The 12,487-nt window shown below is 39.0% G+C and carries 10 protein-coding genes and 2 pseudogenes; 6 read left to right on the forward strand and 6 right to left on the reverse strand.

Annotated features, from left to right (window positions below; all coding sequences use genetic code 11):
- Positions 1 to 234: 234 nt before the first annotated feature.
- Positions 235 to 342: a YjcZ family sporulation protein gene (locus BM126_RS17735; RefSeq protein ID WP_090990759.1), complete on the reverse strand. Its 108-nt coding sequence runs from the start codon at positions 340 to 342 to the stop codon at positions 235 to 237.
- Positions 343 to 686: 344 nt separating this feature from the next.
- Between BM126_RS17735 and pssA the strand changes: the two are divergent.
- The 3 genes and pseudogenes from pssA to BM126_RS22005 form a co-directional block, all read left to right on the forward strand.
- A pseudogene (gene pssA, locus BM126_RS17740) lies at positions 687 to 1,176 on the forward strand (CDP-diacylglycerol--serine O-phosphatidyltransferase).
- A 351-nt stretch (positions 1,177 to 1,527) separates the two neighbouring features.
- The gene (locus tag BM126_RS17745) at positions 1,528 to 1,908 is read left to right on the forward strand and encodes a nuclear transport factor 2 family protein (RefSeq protein ID WP_090990760.1); all 381 of its coding nucleotides are present in this window, start codon (positions 1,528 to 1,530) and stop codon (positions 1,906 to 1,908) included.
- Positions 1,909 to 2,047: 139 nt separating this feature from the next.
- Positions 2,048 to 2,173, forward strand: a pseudogene (locus tag BM126_RS22005) (IS1595 family transposase); the annotation flags it as partial.
- A 66-nt stretch (positions 2,174 to 2,239) separates the two neighbouring features.
- Here BM126_RS22005 and BM126_RS17750 read toward each other — a convergent pair.
- Positions 2,240 to 3,094 carry a DMT family transporter gene (locus BM126_RS17750; RefSeq protein WP_090990761.1) on the reverse strand — a complete coding sequence of 285 codons (855 nt, stop codon included), beginning with the start codon at positions 3,092 to 3,094 and terminating at the stop codon, positions 2,240 to 2,242.
- Between the two features lie 1,379 nt (positions 3,095 to 4,473).
- Between BM126_RS17750 and BM126_RS17760 the strand changes: the two genes are divergently transcribed.
- On the forward strand, positions 4,474 to 5,013 hold the full coding sequence (locus BM126_RS17760; RefSeq protein WP_090990763.1) for a hypothetical protein: 540 nt from the start codon (positions 4,474 to 4,476) through the stop codon (positions 5,011 to 5,013).
- A 61-nt stretch (positions 5,014 to 5,074) separates the two neighbouring features.
- Here BM126_RS17760 and megL read toward each other — a convergent pair whose 3' ends face one another.
- Positions 5,075 to 6,271 (reverse strand): methionine gamma-lyase, encoded by a 1,197-nt coding sequence (megL, locus tag BM126_RS17765; protein WP_090990764.1) that lies wholly within the window; start codon positions 6,269 to 6,271, stop codon positions 5,075 to 5,077.
- 297 nt (positions 6,272 to 6,568) lie between these two features.
- Between megL and BM126_RS17770 the strand changes: the two genes are divergently transcribed.
- Positions 6,569 to 7,105 carry a pyridoxamine 5'-phosphate oxidase family protein gene (locus BM126_RS17770; RefSeq protein WP_090990765.1) on the forward strand — a complete coding sequence of 179 codons (537 nt, stop codon included), beginning with the start codon at positions 6,569 to 6,571 and terminating at the stop codon, positions 7,103 to 7,105.
- A 161-nt stretch (positions 7,106 to 7,266) separates the two neighbouring features.
- On the forward strand, positions 7,267 to 7,611 hold the full coding sequence (locus BM126_RS17775; protein WP_090990766.1) for a hypothetical protein: 345 nt from the start codon (positions 7,267 to 7,269) through the stop codon (positions 7,609 to 7,611).
- A 594-nt stretch (positions 7,612 to 8,205) separates the two neighbouring features.
- On the opposite strand, the gene BM126_RS17780 is transcribed toward BM126_RS17775, so the two are convergent.
- From BM126_RS17780 to putP, 3 genes are all read right to left on the reverse strand, one after another.
- Positions 8,206 to 9,342, reverse strand: a complete 1,137-nt coding sequence (locus BM126_RS17780; RefSeq protein WP_090990767.1) for a DEAD/DEAH box helicase — start codon at positions 9,340 to 9,342, stop codon at positions 8,206 to 8,208.
- Between the two features lie 76 nt (positions 9,343 to 9,418).
- Complete coding sequence (locus BM126_RS17785; RefSeq protein WP_090990768.1) at positions 9,419 to 10,693, reverse strand: ATP-binding protein; 1,275 nt, start codon at positions 10,691 to 10,693, stop codon at positions 9,419 to 9,421.
- Between the two features lie 108 nt (positions 10,694 to 10,801).
- Entirely contained in the window at positions 10,802 to 12,274 is a 1,473-nt protein-coding gene (gene putP, locus BM126_RS17790; protein ID WP_090990769.1) for a sodium/proline symporter PutP, read from the reverse strand.
- Positions 12,275 to 12,487: the final 213 nt, after the last annotated feature.

A 12,487-nucleotide genomic window follows, 5' to 3' on the forward strand; every position in this document is an offset into this window, starting at 1 on the left:
AATGGAAGCCGTTGACCCACCACAGGGAGTATTTATTCGTACCGGGTTCAGGAGACGCTTTTTTCCCTTCATTTTTACAGCTTCCATTTTTTTCCTTAGAAGACTCATATTTTAGGAAAAATAGTTTCGGATAAAACAGTGGCATCGATTAAGTCGGATATATTCCGGCTTGTTTTTTTGTGAATTTAAAAAGCCTATTAAAAGGGTTTTTCCCAATTAACAGGCTTTTTGCTATTAATAGCCGCCCATGAAGCAAGAGCAACCGATGATGATTAACAAGATAAACAATACTACGATTAGAGCAAAACCGCTACCCATTCCTCCACCATATCCATCTGCCATATTATCCACCCCTTTGCGAAAAATCTTGGTGTCACAATTTATCCTATGTACAAACAATCACGACGGACAGGGCTTTTAACAAGGTTTTTGTCCATTTTTGCAACTAAAAAAGCGCAGGTGTGAAATACCTCCCCAAGCCAAAATGAAGAATGGCTCTTTACATAGTTGCCTCTACTCGAAATTGAATTAGGCATTTAAAGTATATTAAACAATCTTTTGGGTTCCTTAGTAAAACATTAAAAATTCATTAATATGATTAATTAATTTACATATCGTGCTATTTCATAACATTGTGTGGTTATGATATATAAAAGCAGGAATTCAGATTATAAGGTGGGAGTAGTTTGATTAAAAAGATAGTAAAGGCCGTACCTAATTTATTTACGATTGGGAATTTATTGTGCGGTGTTCTTGCAATTACATGTAATATGAGTGGATTTTTAGAGGTATCCGCCGTTTTAATATTCTTTTCAGGTTTTCGATCTTTTAGATGGAAGGGTTGCGAGAAAATTAAAAGTGAACAGTGAATTTGGTATTCAATTGGATTCCTTAGCTGACATAGTGAGCTTCGGTGTTGCCCCTGCTCTTTTATTTCATTCAATATCAGCAACGTCCATTTTAACTTCCTTAGCTTTTATTCTATTCCCAACGATGGGGGCATTAAGACTGGCTAAGTTCAATATTAAACCCACCATTGGGTATTTTAGCGGATTACCTATTCCAGCGGCTGGATTATCTTTAGCGGGTATGGGATTTTTTTTATATAGCAATGCGTATATTACCCTAATACTCGCTCTCCTAATGGTAAGTCCAATTAGGGTAAAAAAAATTTAATTGATGTTCCTGTGTAAAAAGCTATTAGCCATTCAATTTGGATAGCTTTTTTTCATATGGAACAAGGGGTTGATTTCCGCTCCAGGATGCTCGCTTTCCGTGGGGCGGGCGGTGAGCCTCCTCAGCTGCGCTTGCGGGGTCTCACCTTCCCGCTAATCCCACAGGAGTCTCGCACCTTACACTCCAATCAACCCGGTTTAACAACGGGATCGCTTCACAGAACATATTTAAAAACAACAATCTTTAAGAAAAGAGCCTTTCGTAAAGATTGTGACTTTTAAAAATAACCTGGAAAACCCACCTTATATAGTATAATTATTACAACTATTCAAATTAAAGGATGATGATATTGTGGGTGCGAATTTAAAGGAACATTTAAGGGAATTAGAGGAAAGCCACACAAGACTAGAAGTACGTAAAAGTCGTGAAAAACTAGATGAAATACTTGCAGACGAGTTCTTTGAAATTGGTAGTTCTGGGTATATGTTTGATAAAAAAGAATGCCTTGAAACTGGAGTTGTGTTGACTGAAATGTCACTGCATAACTATGAAATTTATCCGTTAGCACCAGATGTAGTTTTATCTACTTATTTTATTGTAGATAAAACTAGAAATCGTAACACGTTTCGCAGTTCTATATGGAAACTTATTGATGGCAGATGGCAATTATATTTTCATCAAGGCACTATATCACCATTGCAATTAAATGAAGTTCTTAAAGAAACCAAATAAATTGTGCATTGTGCTAACAAAAATTTAAAATAGTAAATGGAAGACAGCCGTTTCTCAATGGAATGGCTGTTTTTATACCTCACGCAGAAACTTAACTGTAATTCTATTTGAGTTTTGGCAAGCACTGAGCAACATCTGGTTCCTCGAAACAATTGAATTGGAAGCTACAAAAGCAAATCTGAAGGAGATGCTTATTTACGCCTGCCTTTTCCCAGTGGCAGAAACATATGATAGTCTTAGAAAATGTGAATTTATTATTGCATAATAAATTCACATTAGCATTGCAAATAATTCCTTATAAAAAAACTTTTATAAGGAATTATCAATAGCACTATAAGCTTGCCAAAACCGCACCCGCAATCGTGATAATTCCACCCAATAACGACATTAAAGAAATTTGTTCATGTAATAAGATAACACCAAATATAACCGTCCAAACAGGAAGTAAGTTGATGAATGGTGCTGCTTTTCCTGCTCCAACAATTTTCACTCCAGTGTTCCAGGCGAAATATGCCCCGACTGATGCAAAGGTGCTGACATATAGTACTGCAAGCCATGCGTTCGTTGACATGTGAATCATGCTTGGTTGTACTGTCCCTATGCAACTGATGGCACTTAGTATTGTTCCATAAAAAGATGCCCCTGCCGTCATTGTGAGAGGATCCATCTGTTTCCCATATTGTTTACCAAGTACGGTATATAATCCCCAAGCCAAGCAAGATAGGACAATTTCCATGTCACCAATGAGGGAACCCTCGGAAGAAGCTTGGTTTTTCCCCAGTAACAATGTAACAACACCAATGATCGAAACCGCAGTACCTATCCAAGCCTTTAGTTTGATGTGTTCTTTAAGAATGAATGGAGTAAATATTAAAATGGCAACTGGAATACCTGCTGAAATCATCCCAGCTTGAGAAGCACTAATGGACCTTAATCCTAAGTAGTTCAACGTTGAAAATGCAAATACACCAAAGAAGCCAAGGATCAGGAATTCCTTCCATTTCGAGAATAAAGGCAACCTCTTTTTAGAAATTGTCATAATTCCTATAAGAATGATTGTTGAAATTGCCCACCGAACTGTGTTAAGTAAGGTTGATGGTAATGCATGTGCCAAAAATCTCCCACAAATGTAATTGCCTCCCCATAAAAGAGTGGCTACAATCAATAGCAAAATCCCACGTTTCACGTTTTCCCAACCTTTCTATTAATCTTGTATATACAAGAAGCAAACTATTTACTATATTTTCACTTGTGCTTTTTCAATAAGTTTTTCTGTACTTATTGCTTCTTCCATACTTTATTTTGTATCAATAATGGACACATGTGTATTAATATTGAAATAAATTTATATTGTTACTTATTTTTTGTCAAGGGAGAATAGATTATGAGTAATCAAGAGGGAGTTCACAGCGTTGTTCATGCTATTCAGCTCCAAAATGGTGAGGGCATCACTGCGAGTCAGCCTAGCTAAAGTATTGGCGTTCCAAAGGCAACGGTTTATCAGATTTTAATAACTTTTGTACTCCATGGCATTTTGATACAAGACTTAGACAAGAAATTTCGTCTTACTCTCTGATTATTAGAAATTGGAAACGCAGCTTTGACGATGCCATCATTACAACAAATGGTGGAACCTTTTTAGTGAAACTGGTTGAAGAGACTGAGGAGACTGCACATTTTTCTATCAGACGAAACAGCTTGGTAATTTGACCGAGCTGTTTTTTAATTCCAAATTAAAAAATCAACGCGATTCTTTAACAGAGACTTTTGTTAAGAAGGAAAAGTAAGGAGATACTTTAATTAAAGACATTTCTTTATTTTTTGATAAAGCCCAATCAATGAGAGAAGCAATCCTGCCATAACGATAACAGTCAAAATGAAAAATTCGTTATGCCACAATAATATCCGTGAGATATTCAGAATGCAGCTCACAGATAATAACGAAAAAGAAGCACGGTATACCGGTGATTGCCGCTCATTTTTTAGAATTGCCTCAGCACCCAAATTCCCGCCAAAACTTAGATTAGGTCCTAAATGGAAAAAACATAGCTCGCTGGAGTAAAAAGCACTTTAATGCGTTTTGATAATTCTCCCGTTGTATTCCCGTTAATCGGAATTGCATTAGCCAAATAATTGACGAATATACGAGCAAATATAAAACAAGATAAATCCAGGCTTTAAGCAAGCATACATTCATGGACATTGCACCCTTTTCTATTTACTAAGGGTAGATATCCGTTGCGACAATAACCAATATTGCCAATGTGCTCAAAAACTATATTTGGAAGAGTTTCGGTCTCTCTGATTTAATATGGACCGTTATCCTGCTTCTCGCTGCTTCTGCCCTGGGTGTCATTTTCCAGTTTGAAAATGATGATTGGCTTTATCCGCTTGTTTTTGTCTGGGCGTTCATTGGAGTTAGGGTTAAAAATGCAGAGGGTTCCCTCAATCCCAATTGGAAAATTAAATCATGTTTTTCAGGCTCTATGACGGGTACCTGAATAGTGGACCTCCTGCTCACACACAAAATCACACAAACATTTTAGATGAAGGGGGTTTTTTTCCATGCTGGGAATGTATGATATCATTAAATTTTTAGTTTCCTTCTTCTTGATTTTTCCCATTGTCACATTGATTCATTTAATGGGGCACCTCTTTTTTGTTACCATTTTTGGCGGCAGTAAAAAGAGATTGATCATCGGAAGCGGAAATCTATTATTTTCTTTTGGAAAAGTTGAAATCCGGAAATATTATTTTTGGAACGGGGCTTGTAAATTCCATCAATTGAAATTTGATAACAGGTTCACAAACACACTGATTTATTTGGGAGGATCCATTTTCAATTTTGCAGGCATGTATACTGTCAGCAGTCTGAAATACGCTCATATTATTGATTCATCTGTTATTATGGATCAATTTATTTATTTTTCTTTCTATGTACTATTTTTTTCGCTTTTTCCTATGTACTTTAATGATGGGAGTCCCAGTGACGGAAAAGCCGCTATCCTGGCACTGAAAAAAAAGCATGATGATAAGTACACAGGTGACATTCTTATTACCCAGATTGAAGATTTGAAGAAAGACGACGATTCGCAAGAACGATAAGAGCTTAATCTTATCATTCTTGCTTTTTTATTTGGTTTTGCTCTTTCAATACTTTATTCACTTAAATTTTTTCATGAAGGGCATTCAGCGCCTGGTTTATGTCTTCCCAGATATCATGGCAATTCTCAAGTCCCGCTGATAATCTCAGCATCTGATCAGTAATGCCCATTATAATCCTGGATTCTTCCGGGACAACAGCATGTGTCATTGTGGCAGGGTGCTGTATCAAGCTCTCTGCGTCTCCCAGACTGACTGCAATCTTCACCATGTTAAGCTCATTCATGAACCTTTGGGCATCCTCTTTGGTGCCCTTGATTTCAAAGGTAACCAAGCCGCCCCCCTGCTTCATTTGGCGTTTTGCGGCAGAAAAGCCTGGAAGGGTATCATCTAAAGGATAGTAAATTCCCTTTACCATCGGATGATTTTGCAGTTCCCTAAAAATGTGAAGAGCATTCGCTGAGTGGCGATCCATTCTTACTGGCAGGGTTTTAATGCCTCTCAGCAAAAGCCAGGCATCAAAGGGGGATAAGATGCCGCCAATATCTTTTTGTGCAGATCTGGCAACCCGGCTGATGTATTCCCTGCTTCCTGCCACAAGTCCAGCGACAACATCTCCATGGCCGCAAATGTATTTGGTCGCGCTATGAAGAACGATATCACACCCCCATTCAATTGGCCTTTGAATATATGGGGTAGAAAAGGTATTATCGACTACAACAGGTATTCCGTATTCCTTCGCCACCCTTGAAATCATCTGCAAGTCCAATACCTTCATTGTTGGATTAATGGGTGTTTCAACATAAATACATACCGTTTCTGGAAGGATAAGATTTTTTAATTGCTCTTCTGTTTCCATTTCGCAAAAATCATGGCTGATGCTATATTTCTCCTTTAAAAGATTCAATAATCCGAAGGTACAGCCATATAGGCCCTGGGAACAAATAATGTGGTCATTGGCCTTGGTCAAATCAATTAAGACAGCAGAAACTGCTGCCATGCCTGAACTGAATGCAAGTGCCGCCTCAGCCCCTTCAAGGACTGCAATTCTTTCTTCAAGAGCCCTTACTGTGGGGTTGCCAAGACGGGAGTAAATATAGCCTTCCTCCGTACCTGCAAATCTCCTCTCTCCCTGCTCTGCCGTTTCAAATGTGAAGGTTGATGTCTGGAAGATTGGTATGGCAAGGCTCCCAAGGTGAGCCTTTGAATCATACCCTTCATGAATCACAGCTGTTTCAATATGCTTATACTTGCTCTCCATATTTCCCCTCCTTGTTCTCTGTATGCTTCTATCTTATGTTAAATGAAATTAATTTGGAAGCGTTTTCATTTCTGACTTAATTACACGGATTTATATTTTTGGCTCTGTTAAACTTGCCTGTGGATTTCCTCTCCAGACGCTAAACTCCCTTGATCAGCCAATTAGTCAGCATATTTTACCTACTGTTGCTGAATTTCAATTCCCCATGCAGATGTATGCAGTACTGTACAATAAACCTTAGAAAACCACCCGATATATAGTAAAATGTTCTCATATAATCCGCCTAGGAGGAAAAATATGAGACAGAGTAATATGGCTTGCCCTAATGATGAAAAAATCGATAAGTTTCTGGCTTGTTCTGAAACTGGATATTTGGGATTGTTTGATGGGGTGTACCCTTATGTGGTTCCTATGAATTTTATCTGGCATAAAGGAGCTGCTTATTTTCACGGAGCAGATGAAGGCAAAAAAATAAAAATTATGAAACATAATAACAGGGCCAGCCTGACGGTTTCAGAAAGCTTTGGAACCATTGCAGATCCCGTACCGGCAAGAACAGATACAGCCTATATGAGTGTAATGATATTCGGTGAAATTATATTTTTGCAGGATTTAGAAGAAGCAACAGCAGTGATGCAGCACATGCTCAATAAATACGTTCCAGGATATTACGAAACCCCGCTTCAAAAAAGCCATGTAGATAAATATCGGTCGTCTCTTGGAAGCAAAACGGTCATTTATAAATTGCTGCCTCAGAGCATAACAGCAAAAGAGAATCCCATGAATAAGGAAAAAAGCTTTTACCCAGGCAGAACTATCCATAGTGATAAATAAGACAAAGGGGAACGGAGTGTGAATATTCCGTTCCCCCTTTGTGATTTTCAGCCAATTTGAACAAAGATAAATTTCCATTATTATTATATGGTTTTATTTACCAATTTATGCTTTAATGAGGAAAAAGAAAATCCTATGATAACAGGAGTGGTATATTTTACATGAAGCGATTTATGTCATTACTCTTAGTTTTTATCGTTTTATTAGGAATAGGTATCTATTATTATGTCAATTTAGATAAAAACTATCACTTAGAAAAAGGCTATTATAATTTTCCAATACCAGATGATGCAAAGTTAGAAAGCGAAAACAAAAAAGCGAAAAATTATGAATGGGACCCAGCCACAGGTACAGAGGTACCCTTAGGTTATCGTTTAATGATTAAGAAGAGTGGCTGGAAACAGATAGATATTGAAGGTGCAAATATGATATATCAAAAAAATGGTAACATTATAAATCTTAACTTTGATACGGATTATATAGAAATAACAAAAGAATCAAGGTGAATGTATTAAATATATAGGTTCTAAGCAAAATAATGATTTTATCATGAATGTAACTTTATCAGTATAAACAGATCCATATCGGGCGATTGATATCTGGATACATATCTTTCACCAAAACATACATAAAAGAGAAATCAATCGCCGTCTCTAATTTATGAACTAATAGTCCACTTGCACCTGTTGACTAAAAAAAATATTTCAATTTGTTCTCGCTGAATAGAATGGTGTTTAAAAAGCATGATCATCACCTCAAGACTGGAATACCACTATTTTAAAGGCTCTTTTCTTAAAGATTGTTGTTTTTTTAATTTGTTATGTGAGGCGTTCCCATTGTCAAGCCAGGTTGATTGGAGCGTAAGGTGCGAGACTCCTGCGGGATGAGCAGAACAGGTGAGACCCCACAGGCGCAGCCGAGGAGGCTCACCGCCTGCCCCGCGGAAAGCGAGCATCCTGGAGCAGAAATCAACCCCCTTGTTCCAAAAGCAACAAAGTTTACGAAAACAACCCAAAACAAAGAAGACTGCAGACAAACCCGTCTTTTCGGATTTGTCTGCAGTCTCAGGACAGCATCACAGTGCTGTCTTTCTCCTTCACTTACTGTTCATCTACTAATTTACCGCCATAAAAGGTTTTCTTTGAAAGTGTCAGTTCCAGTTCACGGGCTATTTTTTTTAGTTCCCGCTCTTCTCTTTCCGTAACCAGGGAGATGACTGTGCCGTCTGCCCCAGCCCTGCCTGTTCTGCCAGAACGGTGTGTGTATTGATCTGCATCCTTCGCCAAATCAGCATGGATAACAGTGTTAAGTCCTTTGATATCCAGTCCTCTTGCCGCTACATCTGTGGCGAGAAGCAGCGGGGACTTTCCAGAGCGAAGATTCCTCAGCGCTTTCTCACGCTCCATTTTGCTGGATTCACCATGAAGAACCTCAAGCTTAATTCCTTTATAATCAAGTTTTTCCTTAAGTACGGTTAATTCTGCTATATCGTTTAAAAATGCAAGACCTTTTAGATTTTCGAGACGGGTAATTTTTTCAATCATTTTAAATTTGTCCCGTCTGTCTCCAACCAGATACATATGATCTACCTTTGATTCCATTCTTTCACTTTTATCAATTCTCACAATTTCAGGCTCATTTAAAAGCTCTCCTGCCAGCTGTTCTGCCTGACCGGTTAATGTGGCAGAAAAAATAAGTACCTGGCGATCCTTCATTGTAGACTTAACAATATTCCGGATGGTTGCTATATGTTCTGAAACAATAAGCTGATCTCCCTCATCCAGGACAATCGTCTTCACTTCATGCATTTTGATTTTCTTTTGAGCAATAAGCTCATATATGCGCCCGGGAGTCCCTACTATAACCTGGGGATGCTTTTTCAGTTTTTCAAGCTGTCTTTTTGGGTTGGCTCCTCCAATAAAAGCAGCTCCTGTAATTTCGCTTCCTTCTGACCAGATGCGCACCTCCTCGGCAATCTGCATGACCAATTCTCTTGAAGACGCAAGAATGACAGCTTGAGGCGCTTTTTTCTCTGCATTCATCTTATTTAACAGGGGCAGCAGATATGCAAGCGTCTTTCCAGTGCCTGTCGGAGATTCTGCGATAAGATCTTTCCCTTCAGCGATTAAGGGAATGGCTTTTGTCTGGATGGGTGTCGCCTGCCGGAATTCCGATTTCTCCCACGCTTTTATAATAAAAGGCTTCATATCTAAAGTTAGTGGCTGTGTGTCTGTCATATTGTTCTCCTTTAATCATTATTGCTGGTTTAGAGTTCTGTTTTTTCTATATTACCTTCTTCCATAGTATCACTATTTATGGGGAGACCGCCAATGGAATCCTGATTGTGACGGTTGTTCCCTCATTTTTTTTGCTTTGGAACAGTATTTTTCCCTTATGGCGTTCGATAATCTTTTTGCAGACGGCAAGGCCAATCCCTGTTCCCTTTTCTTTAGTAGAATAAAAAGGCTCGCCAATCCGGTTCAGGCGCTCTGGCTCCATCCCGATTCCATTATCCTGGACAGTCACAATAACTTCATCATAATCAGTAGTAAGGGTAATGCTGATTTCACCGTTATGTTCCAATGCCTCTATTCCATTTTTAATAATGTTAATCAGCACCTGTTTCAGCTGGATATTGTCTGCCATCACGAGGGCTGGAACAACTGATTTCTCCTTGTAAAACAATTCGATATTATCCAGATTGGCCTGTGCCTTCATTAGCATAATCACCTGGTCGATGATTTGATTCATATCCTGAACAGCAAATGTCACATCCTGCTTTTTCCCAAGAATGAGCATTTCACTCGAAATAATATTGATCCGGTCAATTTCTGTGAGCATGATTTCCAAATGAGCTTCATTTACTTCTTTTGTCATACCCATAATCTGTACAAACCCTTTTAATGAGGTCAGAGGATTCCTGATTTCATGGGCTACTGAAGCAGCAAGGTGGCCAATGACCGATAATTTTTCGGATGCAATCATCAATTCTTCTTCACGCCGCATAATCGTGATATCCCGGGCAATTACAACAATGCCAGTAATCTGGTCATTCACGCTGCTGGGCAAAAACGTGCATCTTAATATCGCTTTTTCGCCATCTAATTTATGTAAGACGGTTTCAAATAAGGATGCTTCCCCTTGAAGCGCGCGATAATAATATTTTTTTACTTTTTCATATCCACCTGCCATCATCCTTAAGAAAGATTGGTTTACTTTTAAGAAGTCTGCCGTACATCCCAGTATTTCTTCTCCAGCCGGGTTGATCGAAGTGATTCTTCCTTCTAAATCCAATTCAAGAACCGCGTCAGGATTATGGATGAAGATGGACTGATATTGCTGATTTTTCTTTTGGAGTTCGTTTTTAGAAGCCACAAGCTTCGATGTTCCGTTATGGATAACGGTATACAGGAAAATACCGGTCAGAATGATAAACAGCCATCCCTTATAACGCTGAAAAAAAGCATATAGATTAAGGTTTTTTTGGGCAAGTGCCATGGATAGCGAATCCGATCCTATAATCCAGATAACGCCAAGTATGATATAGATAATAGATATTTTCAGGGCAATTTTACGAGAATGGCTCATATTGTTTCCTCTTATGCTTGAATTCTTTATACGTTAATCAGTATTCCATGAAAAGACTGCTTATATAAGCATTTGGAATTTTTAGTGAAGAAACAGGTCCCTTTTAGGTCATTGCTTAAGTATTTTCACGGCTGCATCGAATTCTTTTTCGATTTCCCGTGACGGTTTTTGTGTCAGCAGGCTAAAAATCAGGATTGCCAAGGTTCCTGCAGCAAAGCCAGGGATGATTTCATAAACATTTTGATAAATGCCAAGCTTTTCCCATAAAATTACCGTAGCCGCTCCAGCGATCATGCCAGCAAGCGCCCCTGTTCCCGTCATCCTCTTCCAATACAAACTCAATAAGACAACAGGACCAAAAGCTGCACCAAACCCCGCCCAGGCATATCCTACAAGTTCTAAAATCGTTTTGCTGGGATTCAGGGCCAGATATAAGGCAATTGCCGAAATAATCAGTACCGAAATTCTGCCCGCAAGCACTAACTCCCGGTCTGAAGCAGAACGCCTGATGAATGCTTTATAGAAATCATCTGTAAGTGCACTTGATGTGACTAAAAGCTGCGAAGCAATGGTGCTCATTACAGCAGCAAGAATGGCTGCCAAAAGGAAACCGGCAATGAGCGAAGGGAATAACTGCTTAGAAAGGAGAATGAAAACACTCTCAGCCTCCTTTATTCCCAAAGGGGAGTGATGAATGCTGAAATATGCAATACCAACCAAGCCTGTAAACATAGCGCCTGCTATTGAAAATATCATCCAGCCCATCCCGATCCTTCTTGCGCTTTTAATCTCCTTTACTGAAGATATCGCCATAAAGCGGACAATGATGTGCGGCTGTCCAAAATAGCCAAGTCCCCACGCAAGAAGAGAGATTATGCCGATTGGGGTCGTTCCTTTAAAAGCTTCCAAAAGCTTTGGATTGACAGTATGGATTTCGTCAAAAGTCCTGTCAATGCCCCCAATATTCAGGATTGTGACAATCGGCACTAAGATGAGTGCAATAAACATAATAGTTCCCTGAACAAAATCCGTCCAGCTTACAGCGAGAAAGCCTCCAAATAAAGTATAAAGAATCACGATGCTTGCTGTAAGCCATACCCCCAGCGTATAGTCCATATGAAAAGCAGTAGTGAACAGCTTTCCTCCCGAAACCATGCCTGATGATGTGTAGAATGTAAAAAATATTAAAATGACAAGTGCGGATGTTATCTTTAAAATACTTGAAGCATCTTTAAAACGATTGTGAAAAAAATCCGGGATAGTCAGTGAATTATTAGCAGCTTCAGTAAATATCCTGAGACGCGGTGCAATAAACAGCCAGTTGAGATAAGCTCCTGCCGTCAAACCGACTACTATCCAGCCGCTGCTTAGGCCGGCAGCATACATGGAACCCGGAAGTCCCATTAAAAGCCAGCCGCTCATATCCGAGGCTCCCGCGCTCATAGCCGTTACAGCCGGACCCAAATTCCGCCCTCCAAGCATGTAATCCGATAAGCTAGACGTCCTGAGGTATGCAATATAGCCAATCAAAAGCATCCCTGCCATATAAATCCCAATAGAAATAATCATTCCATAGTCCAACGCTTTCACCCCTTATATTTCGTAATCATTATTAAAATAAATAATAGCCTATATTAACAGATAATATAAACCCGGGATCATGCGGTTTACCTTGTTTTGGCACAAAAACCTTCTTTATACCCATACTTCTCCACTATTTTTCAAGCATCGATATTGATGGAATGGTATAATTCCACTATCATAAAAAAAAGGCTGTTTTCGTAAACTTCGTTG

The organism is Bacillus sp. OV322 (assembly GCF_900112495.1).
Lineage (GTDB): Bacteria > Bacillota > Bacilli > Bacillales > DSM-1321 > Peribacillus.

Excerpts from the sequence above, each read along its gene's own strand:
- BM126_RS17760 (WP_090990763.1), top strand. The coding sequence starts at position 4,474 with ATGCTGGGAATGTATGATATCATTAAATTTTTAGTTTCCTTCTTCTTG.
- BM126_RS17785 (WP_090990768.1), bottom strand. The coding sequence starts at position 10,693 with ATGAGCCATTCTCGTAAAATTGCCCTGAAAATATCTATTATCTATATC.
- BM126_RS17770 (WP_090990765.1), top strand. The coding sequence starts at position 6,569 with ATGAGACAGAGTAATATGGCTTGCCCTAATGATGAAAAAATCGATAAG.
- BM126_RS17735 (WP_090990759.1), bottom strand. The coding sequence starts at position 342 with ATGGCAGATGGATATGGTGGAGGAATGGGTAGCGGTTTTGCTCTAATC.
- BM126_RS17780 (WP_090990767.1), bottom strand. The coding sequence starts at position 9,342 with ATGACAGACACACAGCCACTAACTTTAGATATGAAGCCTTTTATTATA.
- BM126_RS17775 (WP_090990766.1), top strand. The coding sequence starts at position 7,267 with ATGAAGCGATTTATGTCATTACTCTTAGTTTTTATCGTTTTATTAGGA.
- megL (WP_090990764.1), bottom strand. The coding sequence starts at position 6,271 with ATGGAGAGCAAGTATAAGCATATTGAAACAGCTGTGATTCATGAAGGG.